Origin of the sequence: Pseudomonas sp. SORT22 (assembly GCF_018417635.1) — a bacterium.
Taxonomy (GTDB): Bacteria; Pseudomonadota; Gammaproteobacteria; order Pseudomonadales; family Pseudomonadaceae; genus Aquipseudomonas.
This window is the reverse complement of record NZ_CP071007.1, coordinates 3,819,161-3,835,739: the sequence shown is the minus strand read 5'-3', so window position 1 is coordinate 3,835,739 and position 16,579 is coordinate 3,819,161. Positions and strand designations below refer to the sequence as shown.

Here is a 16,579-nt window from a genome sequence, read left to right as displayed (position 1 = left end):
GATCAGTTGCGCTGATCCCAATAGCGTTGGGCCTGGGCGAAGGCTTCCTCGCGGCAATGACCCAGGCCGCGCAAGGCCAGGGCCATGGTTGCGACCACGGCCAGTTCGCCATAGCTATTCTGCTCATCACCGCGCCACACGGCCAGCAACTGCTCGGGCTCCAGGCTCGCCGGTTTGACATGACGCTGGGCGGCCAGGGCCGGCCATTCCTCATCCCAGTCGATGCCATTGGCGGTGCCATACAGGTGGCTGCTGGTGTCCGGGTTGATCTCGATCTCACCGCCATCGCCCTTGACCACGATTGCCGTATCGCCGAGCAGGCGGCTGGCTTCGCGGTGAACCGCCTGGTAGCCGGGGTGGAAGATGCTCTGCAGGCCGCAGCGGGCGTTCAACGGGTTGAGCACCCGGGCCAGGGAGTGAATCGGCGAACGCAGGCCCAGGGTGTTGCGCAGGTCGATCATCCGTTGCAGGCGCGGGGCCCAGTCTTGCAGCGGGATGAACGCCAGCATGTGGCTTTCCAGCGCTTCAGACACTGCATTCCAGTCCCGGCACAGCGGAATCTGCAGCAGCGCCAGCACTTGCTCGGTGTACAGCCGCCCGGCGGTGTGCGCGCCGCCGCCGTGCAGGAGGATGCGCACGCCATTGGCCGCCAGGCACTTGGCAGCCAGCAGGTACCAGGGCAGGTGGCGTTTTTTGCCGGCGTAACTTGGCCAGTCGAGATCAACCTCAATCGGCGGTGCCTGCAAACGCTGGCGCAGGGCCTCGGTGAAGCCGGCCAGCTCCTCAGGGCTTTCTTCCTTGTGGCGCAGCAGCATCAGGAAGGCGCCGAGCTGGGTTTCCTCGACCTTGCCATCGAGCAGCATGCCCATGGCCTCGCGGGCTTCCTCGCGGCTCAGGCCACGGGCGCCGCGCTTGCCCTTGCCAAGAATGCGCACGAACTGGGCAAACGGGTGTTCGGCCGGGGTTTCGGTGATCAACGGGCTGTGTTCGGTCATATGCAATTGGTCGGCTTCGGCAGGCCCGCAAGTTTCGCGGCGAGTTTGGCGGGGGTGCCCTTGAACAGGCGGTTCAGGTGCAGGCTGTTGCCCTTTTCCGCGCCCAGCTTGAGCGCGGTGTACTTGATCAGCGGGCGGGTGGCCGGCGACAGCTCGAACTCCTGGTAGAAGTCGCGCAGCAGCGTCAGCACTTCCCAGTGCTCCGCGGTCAGCTCCAGGTCTTCATGGGCGGCGAGGGCGCTGGCGACCTCCTCGGACCAATCACCGAGCTCGACCAGGTAGCCGTCCTTATCCAGGGCGATGCTGCGCTCGCCGACAGTCAGGGTACTCATAGCCAGCTGTTGACCTTGTCATAGTGCAGCGACAGCTCGACGAAGGCCGGGTAGTCGATGGCCTTGCCCAGCTCACTGAGGACGATGGCGCGGGCTTGCAGGTCTTCGTCCAGGGCGAACAGGCGTCCGCCCAGCTGGTTGGCCTGCAGGCTGCGCAGCGGCTCGCTGCCGGGCTGCAGGGCATACACCGCATCGCCGCACAGCAGCAGGCCGTCGGCGCTGCCAAGCAGGCGCAGGCAACTGCTCAGGCGGTTGTCGCCAAACGGCGAGTGGCAAATCACGTGCAAGGTGCTCATCAGAGGGTCACCACCTGGTCGAAACGGTCGATCAACGCGGCCAGCGCAGCGTCATCCAGCACCTGTACCGGCAGGCTCAGGGTGTCGGCAGCAAGGCCGCGCTCCTGCAGGCTGCTGCTGGCGGCGAACAGTTCCTCGACACCGAACATCGGCAATGCTTGCAGGTTGGCCGCGAGGTTCTTCTGCTGCAGCTGGGCCGGCTGCTGGCCGGGGGCGAGCTGGAACACGCCGTCATCGAGAAACAGCATGCCCAGCGGCAGGTCGAAGGCACCGCCGGCCAGGGCGATATCCAGCGCCTCGCGGGCGGATGGCCCGGCCCACGGCGCTTGGCGGCTGATAATCAGCAAGGACTTGGCCATCTCAATCGCCTCCAAAGCACATCAGTCGATCGGCGACTTGCGCCGCCTCATGCAACTGGCCCAGCCCGGACAGCTCCCAGGGCGCTGGCAGGTTGACCGCCGGGCGCTGGTAGCGCTGGGCTTCCTCGGCATTGAGCACGCCGCGGCGCAGAGCGGCGGCAATGCATACCACGGCATCGAGCTGCTGCGCGCTGACGAAGGCGCGCCACTCGGTGGGTAGGTCCAGCTCATCCTGAGGCGTCACGACATTGCCCGAGGCGCTGTGCACGCCGTCCTGATAGAAAAACAGCCGGACAATCTCATGCCCGCCAGCGAGCGCCGCCTGGGCAAAACGCAGGGCGCGGCGCGAGGAGGGCGCATGGGCCGGAGAAAAAACCGCAATGGCGAACTTCATGGAAGTCTCTTTCAGCAAATCTGCGGGAATGATAAAGCAAAAAGCCCGCTCCTGTTGGAGCGGGCTTGACCCGCGATGGGGGCAACCTCAACTTCAGGCCTTGTCTTTATGCTCCGGCAAGAACCAGTTCAGTACCAGGGCACAAATCCCCCCGGTGGCCACCCCCGACTCCAGCACATTACGCAGTGCCGACGGCATATGCGCGAGGAACTCCGGCACCTGCGCCACGCCCAGGCCCAGCGCCAGCGACACGGCAATGATCAGCAGCGCGCGACGATCCAGGCTGATGCTGGCAAGGATATTGATCCCCGAAGCCGCCACCGCGCCGAACATCACCATCGCCGCCCCCCCGAGCACCGGCTCCGGCACCGCCTGGATCACCCCGGCCACGCTCGGGAACAGGCCAAGAATCACCAGCATCGCCGCAATCCATACACCGATATGACGGCTGGCAATGCCGGTCAGCTGAATCACGCCATTATTCTGGGCAAAGATCGAGCTCGGGAAGGTATTGAACACCCCGGCCAGCAGCGAGTTGGCGCCGTTGACCAGCACCCCGCCCTTGATCCGCTGCATCCACAGCGGGCCTTCCACCGGCTGGCGCGAGACCTTGCTGGTCGCGGTCACATCACCAATGGCTTCCAGCGATGTAACCAGGTAAATCACCAGCATCGGAATAAACAGCGCCCAAGAGAAGCCCAGGCCGAAATGCAGCGGTACCGGCACCTGGAACAGCGCGGCTTCGTGCATACCGGTGAAATTCAGGCGGCCCAGGTAGCCGGCCAGGGCGTAGCCCACGGCCAGGGCGATAACGATGGCGCAGCTGCGCATCCACACCACCGGAATACGGTTGAGAATGACGATGATCGCCAGCACCACACCCGACAGCAGCAGGTTCTCGCCATTGGCAAAGGTACCGTTGCTCATCGCCGCAAAGCCGCCGCCCATGCTGATCAGGCCGACCTTGATCAGGGTCAGGCCGATCATCAGCACGACGATCCCGGTCACCAGCGGGGTGATCAGGCGTTTGACGAACGGCAGGATGCGCGAAATGCCCATCTCCACGAACGAACCGGCGATCACCACTCCAAAAATCGCCGCCATCACGCCTTCGACCGGCGTGCCTTGCTTGACCATCAACGCGCCACCGGCGATCAACGGCCCGACAAAGTTGAAACTGGTGCCCTGCACAATCAACAGCCCGGCGCCGAACGGCCCGAAGCGGCGGCACTGCACGAAGGTAGCGATCCCCGAGATCACCAGCGACATCGACACAATCAGGTTGGTATCACGGGCCGAAACCCCCAGTGCCTGGCAGATCAGCAGGCCGGGGGTGACGATCGGCACAATGATCGCCAGCAGATGCTGCAACGCCGCCAGCATCGCAATCAGCGGCCGCGGCCGGTCTTCAAGGCCGAGGACCAGTTCATTGGCCTGCGCGGGTGCGCCGGGTCCTTGCTCGATTGAACTCATGGGAGTGCTGCCCCGGAAGAAAAAAGGAGCGCATTCTACGGGGCCGCACTCGTTTACGGTAGTGCGGGAGCTGGTTTTGCCGGCGATGCAAGGCAAAGCCTTGGCAAACCCGGCCACAAAAAAGCCCGCCGAAGCGGGCTTTCTCTTAAAACATCACACCAACAACCAATCAGTCATCGCGACCCATCAGGCCGAACAGCTGCAGCAGGCTGACGAACAGGTTGTAGATCGATACATACAGGCTGATGGTCGCCATGATGTAGTTACGCTCGCCACCGTGGATGATCGCGCTGGTCTGGAACAGGATGCATACCGACGAGAACAGCACGAAACCGGCGCTGATCGCCAATTGCAGGCCGCTGATCTGGAAGAAGAAGCTGGCAACCACGGCGCCCAGCAGGACGAAGAAGCCTGCGGTGATGAAACCGCTGAGGAAGCTCATGTCCTTGCGGGAGATCAGCACATAGGCCGACAGACCACCGAACACCAGGGCGGTCATGGCAAATGCCGAGCTGACCACCTCGGCGCCACCGGCCATACCCAGGTAACGGTTGAGGATAGGGCCGAGCAAAAAGCCCATGAAACCGGTGAGGGCGAAGGTAGACACCAGGCCCCAGACCGAATCACGCAGCTTGTTGGTGAGGAAGAACAGGCCATAGAAGCCGATCAGCACCACGAAAATGTTCGGGTAGCCAACGCGCATCTGCTGCGCCACATAGGCCATGACGCCACTGAAGGCGAGGGTGATAGCCAGCAACCCGTATGTGTTACGCAGGACGCGGCTGACCTCCTGCTGCTCGACCTGCTGGCCGTGATTGACGGCGTAATCCTGTTCGCGCATGGCGACACTCCTGTGGGTTTGAAACGTTCAGATGCAAAGATCATAACAGAGCCGCGCAAAGCAGCCACATAGAGAGTTTGACAGCTTGTTTCATTTCGGTATTATGGCGCCCGCAATACGAGGAAGCGTGGCCGAGTGGTTTAAGGCAACGGTCTTGAAAACCGTCGATGGGCAACTATCCTAGAGTTCGAATCTCTACGCTTCCGCCACTTCCAAAGCCCTGATTAATCAGGGCTTTTTGCGTTTCTGAGGGTCGAAAAATAGGGCCTCGGGAACACGCTTGGGAATATCGCTTCCAATTCGGCTTGGAATCGCTTCGAAGACGTTCACTATTTTGCCTTCTGTGTGCGCGCCCCCTTCTCCGAAATCATGTCCGTTTCGTTTAGACCAACCTAGCCGGGGTGGCGCGCTTCGTTGAAGTGGGTAATATGCTTCGCTTCCTTCTAGGCGGGAGAGCGGTCATGCGCCAAAGGCTGCAGCAGCTTCGAGAGTGGCTCACACCGCGTAGGCGGCTATGGATGGGCATAGCTCTGATTACAGTCACTATCGCTGTGCCAGTTGTCAGTCCAGGAACCACCGTCAGTTGGCTTATCGGACCTGCGAGCGTTTTCTTCGTGGGTGCCTTTATGCCCGCTACGAACGGAAAATGATAAGGCGCTGGCGGGCATCCGGCAGATGGTTTTGGCGGTACCTTGGAATGTGAGTTTACCGGAATGGCAACTGCCTCGAGTCTGTCACCAGAACGGGCTGAATAAAGCCTTCGATGTCACCAGCCAGCCACGATTGTTCTGTTCTTGATAAGTAAAACTTAACGGCTGCGCCCGATTCGTCGGTCGACGCTACTGCGATCAATGTCTGCTGTGGATACTGTGTGCGCCACTGCTGAAACACTGCGTTGATCAACAGCAAGGCCTGTGCAAGATTATCGCCTGTGAGGTAGTTGAATTGACCCAGCATTCAACGCTTGTCTCGTCCGGGCGGAGCGATCGCTGAACAGTTCCAAGTCTTTTCTTGAAAGCGGCGTGAATCGCCTAACGCTACCACTGAAGGCAACTGGCCGATCATCGCTAGAAGGGAACGATTTGCCTCGCAGCATCACCCCGGACTCGCTAGGATGGGCTGAATTCGTATTTTTGCCAGGCGATGAGTGGATGTTCCAGGACTTAAAAAACAATTCCCCGCACGGGAGCATGCTAAGCAAACTCCAGCCTGTTGCCTCATCAATGCTTGCCCACCTGATCGAATGCTATCCGTCTCTTCCCGAGGATTACAGCGCCTTCCTGAAGGAATTCGGAAGCGGAGCAGTAGGTGCGGAGCAGCCGCTGTTCATTCTGTATGACGGTCTGCTAGCGCCGAATGAAGTTTACGATGCTGACAGTGCCACCGCGCTGGAGGGAATTCTGTTGTTCGGTGATGACATGCAGGGCTACTGCGCAGGCTTCGATACCGACAACGCCTGGCAGGTAGTCGAGATTGATCCGCTCGATGGGCAGGCTCATGTAGTTGCCGCCAGTTTTCAGGAGTACTTGTGGGACATGTTGGATTAGCGGCGAGTCCGCCGTAACCTTTGTCCTATTCAAGCGCGAGCGTTGGCGAGAAGCCGATAGCGAACAAAGCGCACGCCATCCAAACAAACTTCCCCATCCGGCTGAAACCCTAACCAAAGCATCCCCTTGACCCGCGTTCTGCTAGGCGCAAGCAAAACGGTAACCGATTCCAGCCCAATCTCCTCAAAGGCTCGCCGAAGGATTTCAGCAAAAATCGCTCTGCCATGGCCCCAGTAATCTGGATGTAAAACCAGCGCCAGGTCCGCATCACCTTCTGTTAACTGCAGACCACCCCAGCCGGCAAACTTCTGATTCACCAAGAAAGCCCACGGGCCATAGCCATTAACCTGCCACTGCGACTCTTTCTCGGCGACCCACGCTGCGCATTTGGCTTCGTCAAAGTCGGGGCGGCCCAAAGGCAGGTGGCGCAAGACCCGCGAGTTGTTGTTGAGCTCAATGATGTCGGCGCTGCTGATTTCACAGAGTCGCTTGAATTGCAGGTCCATGCTTTGCCTTTTCCGCAATGTTTGATGCGCGGGTTTGCACTCGCGCAGGCCAACCAATCTAGCCGGCGGGCTTGAAACTAGCAGCCCCTTTCGCAAGCTCAACAGCAGCAGTAATCGCTGCTCGCGCTTGCGGGCTGTTCTTCCAGCAGGTCGAGCCCAGTGCCGCTGAGGCCTGAGCCAGTATGTCACTGACATCCGCCTTGCCCAGTTCTGCCAGCGATTCAATCCCCATCTGTTCGAGCCGGGTAATGACAGTTGGGCCGACGCCCTTGAGGGCGAGCAATGCAGCGCGTTCGTTCGGTAAGAAGGGCATTTGCGAAATCCTTTTCTGGGTAGTCTGGGGTATGTTCAGGTATAGAAACACCGCAACTTGGCTTGAGTCGATGCACAGACCTGTGCCCGAAACTTCGCATCGTCCGAATTCCAGCACAACGCGTAGCCATAACAATTGGGCACGTGGTTGGCAATTTCATACGCCCGCCATTGTGTCATTGCCCGGCCATCCAGTGTATCTGGCGTGTACTCAAGTAACCAGGCAACAGCATTGATGAACTGCCCATGGGAGAACACTGCAATGTCCTGGGCAGGATGTGCGGCAAGTTGTTCCAGGAATGCCTTCGCCCGAGCCACGAAGTCCAGAAACGACTCTGCTCCGGCACCATCCCTGAATGCCGGGTCCGATCTGGCCCAGTACGCTTCAACCCAGTTGCGACGTTGGGCCACTGTCGTGTCGGTACAGCGCGCAGGTTCAAGGTAGGTGAACTCTTGCACAGCCCAGGTTTCGAGCGGCACGGCAGGGAAGGCGGTGGCCGTTGCCTTGGCGGTCGCTTGGGCTCGGAAGAATGGCGAGGCAACAATTAATTGCGGCGCCTGGGTGAACGAATGGGCCACCCGCTGCGCTTGTTCGATTCCCTTTTGAGTAAGGGCAATGCTCGCATGATCGCGACTGGCTTGGCCTGCGTTGGCAGCGCTTTCGCCGTGGCGAATCAGCTTGATGTGCTTCATTGACGACCTGTCTTTTCAACGTGAGTGTTGATTGTCCTGTTGCGCAGCATAACGGCAATCTGGTTTAAGATGGTGCATCATGGCTGACTGCCATGCAGCCACAAGACAAGGAGGTTTGACATGACCAACCCAAGCAAAAAGCCTTTCATCCTGGCCGGCGCGCCACTGATTGCCATGGGCTCGGGCTTCATTGCCGTGGGGTTATCCGGGCAACCTGCATTTGCTTACACCGGTCTGGGCTTGTTAATACCCGGCATCGTACTGGTTGCGATCGAATTCTATTCGAGACGTCGACGGGCTTGAGTGAGCCGCGACAGCATTCGAAGATAAGGATATCCGTGCAAAACCCACAACCGACCGACCCCGCTGAACGCCCTGCAGCAAACCCGCCCGATACATTAATGAACTGGTCGATCAAGGCGCGCCTGATTGCGCCCAGGGACCTGCGCAATGGCATCCTGGCGATGACCATCGCGGTGCTCGGGGTGGCCGGTATGCTCAGTTGGCTGGGGGCCGACAAGTGGGTCTACGGGTTATGCGCGGTGATGTACGTCCTGGTGCTGTTGTTATTAACGGTCAGAACCCACCTTTCATTCCAGCTCACCCGCGACGGCATAACCATCAGCAAGTACGTGCGCTCCGATCGCGCCGCCAGGACCACCATCGTCGTGGTTGTGGTAATCGAGGCGCTGTTGATGCTCTGGCTGGCGGTCGCGACCGGCACCTGGTGGCTGTTGCTGACGCCGCTGTTTATCGCTTATATCCTGTTCACTCGCGAGATGGTGCCGCCTTCGCCCGAAGCCTGTGCGAAACATGAACACGGCCCCGGGTGGGAGCAATATCGCTACCTGACCATCGACCGCAAGCGCCGGATCCTGGTCCCGCATATCAGTAACCTGTCCATCGGCTTCGAACTGCGCCTGCCCGACATAGCGATGTTCGAACAGTGCCTGGCGCTGTTGCGTGAGCTGTTACCTGCCGAGGTTGAGTATCTGGAGCGGGATTGGGAGTTTGCGTGATCTGCAGCGGGGCGGTTCAAACAGCCGCTCAAATGAACCCCTCAAAAAAACAATCCCCGAATACCGGGGATTATTTTTAAGTGGCGCTAAGCAACTTATTGCTTCCCCGTTCCCTCCGGCAACGCATAAGCAATGATGTAGTCGCCCACATCCGGCGAATGGCTCATGCCGCCCGCCGAGATCACCACATATTGCCGGCCGGTGGCCGGCGACTGGTAGATCAACGGCGCCGCTACAGCACCGACCGGCAGGCGGGCTTTCCACACTTCTTTACCGGTGGCCGAGTCGAGCGCGCGCAGGTAGTAATCCTGGGTGCCGGCAAAGAACACCAGGCCGGACGCCGTTGAGGTCGGCCCGCCAAGGGTCGGCATGCCCAGCGGGATCGGCAGGTGGGTTTTGATCCCCAGTGGGCCGGTGTCCTGGACAGTGCCCAGCGGCACTTGCCAGACCAGTTTCTGGGTATTCAGGTCGATGGCGCTCATGCTGCCGAACGGCGGGCTGTTGCACGGTACGCCCAGGGGGGATTGCAGAATATCGATTTTCACCCCGCCATAGATGCCGGCAACTTGTGGGCGAATGGTGCCCATGAAGCCAGGCACTTCATCGGTCGAGACTTTAAACTTCTTGGTGTTTTCCTTGGTAACCAGGGCCATACGCAGCGGCACGCGCATGTCGTTGACGAACATCATGCCGGTGTTTTCGTCGATGGAAATACCACCCCAGTTCATGCCGCCCAACAGGCCCGGCCATTCGATGTAGGGTTTTTCGGTTGGCGGGGTAAAGGGGCCGACGTAGACGGAGTCCTTGAACATGATGCGGCAGTACAGTTGGTCGAAGGTGCTCACGCCCCACATGGACTTTTCAGTCAGTGGCTCGGCACCAATCACCGGCATGCCCACCGAGTGCGGTTGGGTGGGCGCCAGGTGTTCCCCTTCTGCGGCCGGTGCAGTCGGCACCGGGCGCTCCTGCACTTCGGTAACCGGCTGGCCGGTGCGGCGGTCCAGTACGAAGATGTTGCCGGTTTTACTGGTCTGGATCAGCACCGGGGTTTTTTCGCCCTGGGCATTCTTGATGTCGTACAGCACCGGCTGCGATGGCAGGTCGTAGTCCCACACGTCGTGGTGAACGGTCTGGTAAACCCATTTCGCTTTGCCGGTCGAGGCATCGACGGCAACCACGGCCGAGCCATACTTTTCCTTGGCCTGGTTGCGGTCGCCACCCCAATAGTCGGGCGGGCCGTTGCCGGTTGGCAGGTAGACCAGGTTCAGTTCCTTGTCGAAAGTCGGAACGGTCCAGACGTTAGGGGTTTCCAGCGTGAAGGCGTGATCGGCGGCGGTGGTATCCGCATCCTCAGGCGCGCCGATATCCCAGGCCCACACCAGCGCACCGGTGAGTACGTCAAAGGCCCGCACCGCGCCGGAAGGTTCTTTGCCGACGATGTCGCGGACCCAGCCACCGACCACAGTGAGGTGGCCCATGACCACCGGTAGGGAGGTCGGGTGATAGCGCTTGCTGTTCTCGGTCGGGCCCATACCTTTTTTCAGGTCGACGAAGCCGTTGTCGCCAAAGTTCGGGCACAGGCTGCCGGTGTGCGCATCGAGGGCAAACAAGCGCGCATCGACAGACGACACCAGAATGCGCTGACGGCATTGTTGCTGATCGTTGTAGGAGGCTTTGACCTCAGCGCTCAGGCTGTCGTCCTTGTCGATGTCGTAATAGCCCACGCCGCGGCAGGTGACGTGCTCTGCACTGCTGGCGTGCGGGTCGAATTTCCAGATCGGCTTGCCGCTGTCGCCGTCGAGGGCGGTGATCAGGTTTTCCGGGGTGCACGAATACAGCACGTTGCCGATCTGCAGCGGGGTGTTTTCGTCGACACCGGCGCCATTGCCGGTGGTCCTGCGGCCGGTGCGGTAGATCCACGCCACTTGCAGGTCCTTGACGTTGTCTGCGGTGATCTGGCTGAACGGCGCAAAGCGCGTGCCGGATGCACTGCGGCCAAAGAACTCCCAGTTTTCGGGTGCGGAGGCGGGCGCTTTGGGCGCGGGCGCACCGTTGCTAGCGACCGGGTTGGAGATCGCGCCGTGCGGATAGAACGCAGCAACGAAGGTTGCGATCAGCGCCGCAAACACGACAAAACCGCTGCCGTTGGCCAGGCGCCTAGTGTTCGCAGAGGTACCTGGGAACGCAGCACCGACCCACAGGCTCAGGGTCAGGATAATCGCCGGAACCACTAGGCGCGGCAGCAGTTGCCAGTAAATAAACTGACCCACTTCGTAAAATGCCCAGGCACAGGTTGCAAGGGCGATAACCACGGAAAGGGTAATGCCACTGCGTTTGCGCCAGAAAAACAGTGCCGCCAGCAGTAAGTAGGCAAGGCCGGCGATCAAGTAATAAGTTGATCCTCCCAGTATCACCAGCTTGAGGCCGCCATATAGCAACGCCAGCGATATCACTAGAACCAGCAGGGAAAACAGCACGCTCGCGGTCGTGGCAAACTTCCGGGTTTGCGTTCGAGGGGCATCCGTCATTGTTTATACGTTCCGTTAGTCATAGGCATTGCACGCACGCAGTGCGCAAGGCTCAGGGGGAATTAAGTTGGCAGCATCAACGCCTGATGGGCAGCGCTGGTCAGCTGGGAAGCGGGGCAGGGGCTTGGCCTGGAAACTGATTTCAGTTTAGGCCGAGGGTGTTTGCGGATAAACGCCCGGGGCTGAGAAGCTTTATTGGTGAAACAGTAACAATGGCGTTTGCCGCACAAGCAATAAGCGCTAATGGCGGTTATCATCCGCGCCCGCAGGGTGTACTGCGGATGTCTTGGTCAAGGAGCAGGCTTGTAATGAGTCGAAGTGCGGCAGGGAAGCTGATGGTGGGTGCGGGTATCGGGTTGTGTGCACTGCTCGCTGTGGCCTTGTTCAAGGAGCCCAGGGTGGTGCTGGCGCAGTTGCAGTTCCAGGGCGGTGCCCATCCTCGCGGTGACGCCGGGCAAGTGCACGAGGTTTACCGCCAGGCCGTCGAGCAGCTGTTGGCCACCCAGCACATCGATACGCAACGGCTGCAGATCGAACTCGATCCCCAGCACAGTGACACCCTTGTGCTGCGCGGCCCTGAGCCTGCCCTGAGCGCCGCGCAACGCCAGGCCCTGGCCGGCCAGTTCGATACCATCCTGAAGGCGCGCAAGTCGGTGGTCTCCAGCGTGCAATTGCGGCTGGACTACAGTCAGGCCAAGCGCCTGAATGCAGCAGGGAGGGAAATCGGCCCGGCGCCTGCCAACGTCGTCGCGATGGGGCGCAAGGTCATACCGCTGTGGTTCGACTTGCCCTACGAAACGAGCCTCGATACCCGCATCAGCGACAGCGAGCGGCGCCATGCCTTTGCCGGTAGCCGCACGGTCAAGGCCGAGGTGAGCTGCCAGCTCGACAGTTTCGTGCAGAGCGCCTTGCCGTTCGTCATTACCGGCTTCAAGGCCGATAGCGCGCAACTGGAAGGCGGCATGGACATTCTCACCCACGACAAGATGACCCTGCGCGTGCCTGCCAGCCTGTACTTTGACGACCGTGACTTGCGCGAGCGCCTCGAGGCGGGAGGGCTGAAGGTCAGCATGGGAAGCCAGATGTCCTACGGCAAGTTTCGCTCGACCTGGCTGACCATTGAGTTCGGATCACTCGGCGAGCATCCCTACCAGCCCTTTGATATGGCCGACGCCGGGCGCCAGGGCCTGCGCGAGATGTGTGGCGATTACGCGTATCAGGCCGGGCGGCCGTTTTCGTTCTACTACGGGGTAGGGCTGGACCGACTGCAAAAGGTCGATATCGCGCCGCAGGGCTGAAGCCCAGCAGAAGCGCCGGCGCGGTGCCCGGCGTGATAGCATGCCGCCGCGTTTCAACGCGGGTCATCCAACCATCTTCACTGGCATCACCGAAAGGACTCAGCAAGCCCATGTACTTCACCCTGGAATTCTACAACGCCCTCACTTCGCAGTTCTGGACGCCGCTGCTCGCCGCTGTGCTCACCTGGATTCTGCTCTGGTTTCGCAGCCAGTCCTACGACGGCACCGGCGCCTGGACCCTGGGCTTGATCGTGGTGCTGTGCGCGGTGGCGTTCTTTCCCAATGGCTACCACGCGCTGTTCAACACCGGCCCGACCTTCTACAGCCATGACCGTATTTATGCGCCTGACTACTCGGCAAAGTTCAGCGCCGATGTGCTGCTGACCCTCGCCGGTATGTTGGTGGGCATGCTTGCGCGCAAAATCGTTATCAGCCTGCGCTAATCGCGAAACTTCACCACCTGGTTGCACTTGGGGCACTCGATCAGCTTCTGGGTGAAGACCTCGTGGGGCAGGAAGCCGCGGTGCATCAACAGCCCTTCACCCGGCTTGTACAGGTGGTGCATGGAGGTGTTGCATTCCGGGCAGCGCACGAACAGCGCGGTGAAGAAGAACAGGCAGAGGCTGACGATGGCAAACACTGCGTAGGTCTCGAAGTATCGCGTCGCATCACGGTCGAACAGCACCCAGATCATGTAGAGGCCGCCGGTCCAGATGCTGAGGTTGAGCTCCACCTGCATGGCGATGGCGAGAAAACGGTTCTTGAGGGGTTTCACCAGGATCATCCATTGATCGTTCAAAGGCGGGGCCGCGCGCGGGGATGCGCGGGCAGTACGGCGGCCATTGTACTTCGCCAGCGGCGAAAACGCCTGCTCCCGAGCGCAGCGCTCGGGAGCAGGGCGGCGTGCCTGGGGCTCAGCGGGTACCGAGCTTGCGCAGGTTGCCGGGGGTGAACTCGTCGGCGGCAAAGTTGCTGGCGTTGAGCTTGGCCGGCTTTTGCTCGTCGAGCAGGCGATCGACCAGGTAGGAGCCGGCGATCAGGTCGTGGTAGATCCCCAGGCGCGCGTGGAAGCGCTGGATCTCATAGGCATACACCGAGGTCTGCATGTTGGTGCGCCACAGCTGGCCACGGGCGTCGAAGTTGTCGGCCAGGGTAGCCGCCCAGCTGTCTTCATCGATGTAGATCAGGCGCTTGGCATAGATGTGCCGGGCAGATGGCTTGAGGCTTGCCTGCAGCACCCACACCCGGTGTTTTTCATAGCGCATCAGCTCCGGGTTGATGTGCCCGCTGGTGGAGAGGATCTGCGCGGTGTTCACCTCGGGGCTGTCGATCTTGTAGTTGTTGTAGGGGATGTAGATTTCCTTCTTGCCGACGATGCTCCAGTCGTAGCGGTCGGTGGCACCGTTGAACAGGCGGTCTTCATCGTAGACGCGAAAGCCGCCGGCACCGGTGGGCGAATCGTAGCCCACGGTCGGCGCCCGGCGTACCCGGCGCTGGCCCGGGGTGTATTGCCAGGCCTGGCGCGGTTGGGCGGCGGCGTTGATGAATTCGTGGCCGACGATGATCTCGCCTTTCTTGCGCACCGGCTCAAGGGTGGTGAGCAAAAAGTCGGTGAACACGCCGTTGACGCTTTGCGCGCTCTGCTTGGGGTCGGACCACAGCGAGTAGATCTTGTAGTTGACCTTCTCCAGGGCCTTGTTGTTGTCGGCATACACCACCACCTGCTGGTAGTTGGCCTCTTCGGTGACCGCCCGTGCCTGCATGTTGTGGTTGAGGATCAGCTCGTTGCCGTTCTTCGGGATCGGGAACGGCGAGGCGCCGAAGGCGTTGAGGGCATCGTTGCCGTCGGCGCTGAGCGTGGCGTTCAGTGCGTTGCGCTTGAGCGCATCTTCGCTGGCCTGGTCGACCCTGAAGTCCCGATGGCTGGGGTAGACCGGGATCTTGAACGAGTTGGGGTAGCGCTTGAACAGCGCCTTCTGGCCGTCGGTGAGGTTGGCGGCGTATTGCTCGACGTTCTGCGCGGTGATGGTGAACAGCGGTTTTTCGTCGGCGTATGGGTCGGGGTAGGGCGTGCCTGGGCCGGCGAATTTCAGATGCGGCGGCAGCCCGCGCCATTTGCCGGTCCAGGCCGGAATACTGCCATCGGCGTTGCCGGCGCGCTCGGCGCCGACCGGGGTCAGGTCCTGGCCCAGGCGCGCGGCATCGTTATTGCTGACATTGGCGTGGGCCAGGCTTGCGCCGAGCAGGGCGGCCGCCAGGGTGGTGCGCAACCAGGGATGCGTGAGAGTGGACATGCGGTGCTCCTCCATCAGGGGCTTCAGAAGCGGTACTTTAAGTTGAGGGCGACGTTGTCGCGGTCGGCCAGGGGCGAGTTGTTGGCGTTACCCAGGTAGGCGTTGTAGAGCGCTTCGACGGTGAAGTTGCCGAGGTAGCGCCAGGTGGTGCCGATGCTTGCGCGCTCATCGCCTTGCCCGGCATTGATCGAGCCGGTCAGGGCGCTGTCGTGCTGGGCGGCGCTGCTGTAGGTGACCGGTACCGACATGTCCCAGCCGCTGAACACGTCGTTGTAGTCGAAGGTCGCCTGTACCGTGTAGCCCCAGGCGTCGCGGTCCAGCACCAGGCTGTCGGTGCCCGGCAGGGTCAGGCCGGGGGCCAGGGTCAGCGGGGTGGAGGCGTCGTTGTCGAGCACGGTGTTGTAGACCAGCTCGCCGACCAGGGTGGTGTTGTCGGCAAAGGCGGTCGGGCCGACCACGTGGATCATCGACACCTGGGCCTGCAGGGTCTGCGCCCGCACCGGGCTTGAGAAACCGTTGTCGACCATCACCGGCGCGCCGTCGCGGTAGCTGACTTCACCGGCGATGCTGGTGTCGCCGAGCACGGTACCGAAGCTTGCGCCGTACTGGTCGATGTTGTCGAAGTAGCGCACGCGGTAGTGGCCCAGGTCGGTCTGGAAGTCCAGCGACGGGTTCTTGTCGTGGTAGCGCGAGTAGTAGAGGCCGAACTCGGTGTTGTTCAGCGACTCGGCGGTGTAGCGCAGGGCCACGCCGTACTGGCCGCTGTCACTGGGCTCGTCGTCCTTGAGGCGGGTAACGAAGCCTGAGGCGTCGCTGAAACCGCCGCGGTCGATCAGGTCGGTGCTGGAAAAATAGCTGCCGACCCCGAACAGGTCGGTCTTCTCCCACTTGTACTGGTAGTAGGCTTGCAGCTCCAGGGCCTCGGTCAGGCTGAACTGGCCGAACACCTGGCCGACCGGCAGCAGCACTTCCTTGACCTCGACCCCGGGGGTGGTGGCCTTGGTCGCATCGACCGGGCTCTGGGCCGCAGAGATGCCCGGGTAGAACAGGCTTTCACCCCAGCTCACCACCTGATCGCCGACCCGCAGGTTGAGGTTGTGGCCGCTAACGTCCCAGCTGCCGTAGGCATAGGCGTCGAGCAGGCGCAGATCGTCGCGGTGCTGGTCGATGGTGTCCTGGGAGAAGCGGTCGGCGCGCCGGCAGTTGCCGCTGGCCAGGCAGTTGGAGGCACCGCTGTTGTTGTCGTTGCCCTGGTCGTAGACGTTGTCGTAGAAGCCGGCAGCGCGCACGAACAGGCCGTAGTTGTCCTGCCACTTGAGGTTGGCCTCGGTGAGAAAGCCAACGCGGTTGTTGATCAGGCTGCCGCGGTCGAAGGCGTTGTCGCCATCGTTGCCGTCGGCGTTGGCCACCAACTTGTGGTCGCGGCCCTCGGTACGCCAGGCCAGGCTGTAGGTGAGGGTGGTGTCCCAGTCGATGCTCAGGTCATCGTTGGCCTGAAAGGTCAGGGCGCTGGCCGGGGTGCCCAGGCCGCCGGCCAGCATCAGCATCCCCAGGCGCACGCAGGTATTGAGTGAAGGTGGGGCGATTGTTGTTTTTATCATGTCGTCCTCATGCCGCGGTCAGACCTGCCCGACCGCTGTATTCAAGGTGGGAGGTGAAGCTGGAGGCGACTATGGAATCCCCTTGGCGGCG

20 protein-coding genes and 1 tRNA gene are annotated in these 16,579 nt (G+C 61.2%); 6 read left to right on the top strand and 15 right to left on the bottom strand.

Annotated elements, in window-relative coordinates:
* Nucleotides 1-2 precede the first annotated feature (2 nt).
* The 7 genes from JYG36_RS17555 to JYG36_RS17525 all read right to left on the bottom strand — a co-directional run bounded on the left by JYG36_RS17555 (nucleotide 3) and on the right by JYG36_RS17525 (nucleotide 4,690).
* Nucleotides 3-977 (bottom strand): glycosyl transferase family protein, encoded by a 975-nt coding sequence (locus JYG36_RS17555; RefSeq protein WP_176794334.1) that lies wholly within the window; start codon nucleotides 975-977, stop codon nucleotides 3-5.
* Between the two features lie 14 nt (nucleotides 978-991).
* Nucleotides 992-1,327: a TusE/DsrC/DsvC family sulfur relay protein gene (locus tag JYG36_RS17550; protein WP_115087747.1), complete on the bottom strand. Its 336-nt coding sequence runs from the start codon at nucleotides 1,325-1,327 to the stop codon at nucleotides 992-994.
* Nucleotides 1,324-1,623: a sulfurtransferase complex subunit TusB gene (tusB, locus tag JYG36_RS17545; protein ID WP_213601861.1), complete on the bottom strand. Its 300-nt coding sequence runs from the start codon at nucleotides 1,621-1,623 to the stop codon at nucleotides 1,324-1,326. Before tusB ends, JYG36_RS17550 begins: the two co-directional genes overlap by 4 nt.
* Nucleotides 1,623-1,982, bottom strand: coding sequence for a sulfurtransferase complex subunit TusC (gene tusC / locus JYG36_RS17540; protein WP_213601859.1), 360 nt, complete (start codon nucleotides 1,980-1,982; stop codon nucleotides 1,623-1,625). Before tusC ends, tusB begins: the two co-directional genes overlap by 1 nt.
* Before the next feature lies 1 nt (nucleotide 1,983).
* Complete coding sequence (gene tusD / locus JYG36_RS17535; protein WP_115087744.1) at nucleotides 1,984-2,376, bottom strand: sulfurtransferase complex subunit TusD; 393 nt, start codon at nucleotides 2,374-2,376, stop codon at nucleotides 1,984-1,986.
* A gap of 93 nt (nucleotides 2,377-2,469) precedes the next feature.
* Nucleotides 2,470-3,849, bottom strand: a complete 1,380-nt coding sequence (locus tag JYG36_RS17530; protein ID WP_045201415.1) for a nucleobase:cation symporter-2 family protein — start codon at nucleotides 3,847-3,849, stop codon at nucleotides 2,470-2,472.
* Between the two features lie 169 nt (nucleotides 3,850-4,018).
* Nucleotides 4,019-4,690: a Bax inhibitor-1/YccA family protein gene (locus JYG36_RS17525; RefSeq protein ID WP_045201416.1), complete on the bottom strand. Its 672-nt coding sequence runs from the start codon at nucleotides 4,688-4,690 to the stop codon at nucleotides 4,019-4,021.
* 121 nt (nucleotides 4,691-4,811) lie between these two features.
* Between JYG36_RS17525 and JYG36_RS17520 the strand changes: the two genes are divergently transcribed.
* Nucleotides 4,812-4,899 (top strand) — tRNA-Ser (locus JYG36_RS17520).
* Nucleotides 4,900-5,395: 496 nt separating this feature from the next.
* Here JYG36_RS17520 and JYG36_RS17515 read toward each other — a convergent pair.
* Nucleotides 5,396-5,647, bottom strand: a complete 252-nt coding sequence (locus JYG36_RS17515) for a PM0498 family protein (RefSeq protein ID WP_093384870.1) — start codon at nucleotides 5,645-5,647, stop codon at nucleotides 5,396-5,398.
* A 194-nt stretch (nucleotides 5,648-5,841) separates the two neighbouring features.
* Between JYG36_RS17515 and JYG36_RS17510 the strand changes: the two genes are divergently transcribed.
* Nucleotides 5,842-6,237: an SMI1/KNR4 family protein gene (locus JYG36_RS17510; RefSeq protein WP_213601857.1), complete on the top strand. Its 396-nt coding sequence runs from the start codon at nucleotides 5,842-5,844 to the stop codon at nucleotides 6,235-6,237.
* A 29-nt stretch (nucleotides 6,238-6,266) separates the two neighbouring features.
* Here JYG36_RS17510 and JYG36_RS17505 read toward each other — a convergent pair whose 3' ends face one another.
* The 3 genes from JYG36_RS17505 to JYG36_RS17495 are packed head-to-tail and all read right to left on the bottom strand — an operon-like array spanning nucleotide 6,267 to nucleotide 7,748.
* Complete coding sequence (locus JYG36_RS17505; RefSeq protein ID WP_213601855.1) at nucleotides 6,267-6,743, bottom strand: GNAT family N-acetyltransferase; 477 nt, start codon at nucleotides 6,741-6,743, stop codon at nucleotides 6,267-6,269.
* A 58-nt stretch (nucleotides 6,744-6,801) separates the two neighbouring features.
* On the bottom strand, nucleotides 6,802-7,056 hold the full coding sequence (locus JYG36_RS17500; protein ID WP_213601853.1) for a helix-hairpin-helix domain-containing protein: 255 nt from the start codon (nucleotides 7,054-7,056) through the stop codon (nucleotides 6,802-6,804).
* A gap of 35 nt (nucleotides 7,057-7,091) precedes the next feature.
* The gene (locus JYG36_RS17495) at nucleotides 7,092-7,748 is read right to left on the bottom strand and encodes a histidine phosphatase family protein (protein WP_213601851.1); all 657 of its coding nucleotides are present in this window, start codon (nucleotides 7,746-7,748) and stop codon (nucleotides 7,092-7,094) included.
* A gap of 120 nt (nucleotides 7,749-7,868) precedes the next feature.
* Between JYG36_RS17495 and JYG36_RS17490 the strand changes: the two genes are divergently transcribed.
* Together JYG36_RS17490 and JYG36_RS17485 are read left to right on the top strand one after the other, a co-directional pair.
* Nucleotides 7,869-8,051: a hypothetical protein gene (locus JYG36_RS17490; protein ID WP_213601849.1), complete on the top strand. Its 183-nt coding sequence runs from the start codon at nucleotides 7,869-7,871 to the stop codon at nucleotides 8,049-8,051.
* 35 nt (nucleotides 8,052-8,086) lie between these two features.
* Nucleotides 8,087-8,767 (top strand): hypothetical protein, encoded by a 681-nt coding sequence (locus JYG36_RS17485; RefSeq protein WP_213601847.1) that lies wholly within the window; start codon nucleotides 8,087-8,089, stop codon nucleotides 8,765-8,767.
* Between the two features lie 95 nt (nucleotides 8,768-8,862).
* Here JYG36_RS17485 and JYG36_RS17480 read toward each other — a convergent pair whose 3' ends face one another.
* Complete coding sequence (locus tag JYG36_RS17480) at nucleotides 8,863-11,295, bottom strand: membrane-bound PQQ-dependent dehydrogenase, glucose/quinate/shikimate family (RefSeq protein ID WP_213601845.1); 2,433 nt, start codon at nucleotides 11,293-11,295, stop codon at nucleotides 8,863-8,865.
* A gap of 308 nt (nucleotides 11,296-11,603) precedes the next feature.
* Between JYG36_RS17480 and JYG36_RS17475 the strand changes: the two genes are divergently transcribed.
* Complete coding sequence (locus JYG36_RS17475) at nucleotides 11,604-12,593, top strand: hypothetical protein (RefSeq protein WP_213601843.1); 990 nt, start codon at nucleotides 11,604-11,606, stop codon at nucleotides 12,591-12,593.
* A gap of 110 nt (nucleotides 12,594-12,703) precedes the next feature.
* Nucleotides 12,704-13,036, top strand: coding sequence for a hypothetical protein (locus tag JYG36_RS17470; RefSeq protein ID WP_123567500.1), 333 nt, complete (start codon nucleotides 12,704-12,706; stop codon nucleotides 13,034-13,036).
* Here the strand turns inward: JYG36_RS17470 and JYG36_RS17465 are convergent.
* From JYG36_RS17465 to JYG36_RS17455, 3 genes are all read right to left on the bottom strand, one after another.
* Complete coding sequence (locus JYG36_RS17465; protein WP_143013296.1) at nucleotides 13,033-13,368, bottom strand: hypothetical protein; 336 nt, start codon at nucleotides 13,366-13,368, stop codon at nucleotides 13,033-13,035. The two genes, JYG36_RS17470 and JYG36_RS17465, sit on opposite strands and share 4 nt — an antisense overlap.
* A gap of 139 nt (nucleotides 13,369-13,507) precedes the next feature.
* Nucleotides 13,508-14,887, bottom strand: coding sequence for a DUF1329 domain-containing protein (locus JYG36_RS17460; protein WP_213601841.1), 1,380 nt, complete (start codon nucleotides 14,885-14,887; stop codon nucleotides 13,508-13,510).
* A gap of 23 nt (nucleotides 14,888-14,910) precedes the next feature.
* On the bottom strand, nucleotides 14,911-16,488 hold the full coding sequence (locus JYG36_RS17455; protein WP_213601839.1) for a DUF1302 domain-containing protein: 1,578 nt from the start codon (nucleotides 16,486-16,488) through the stop codon (nucleotides 14,911-14,913).
* Nucleotides 16,489-16,579: the final 91 nt, after the last annotated feature.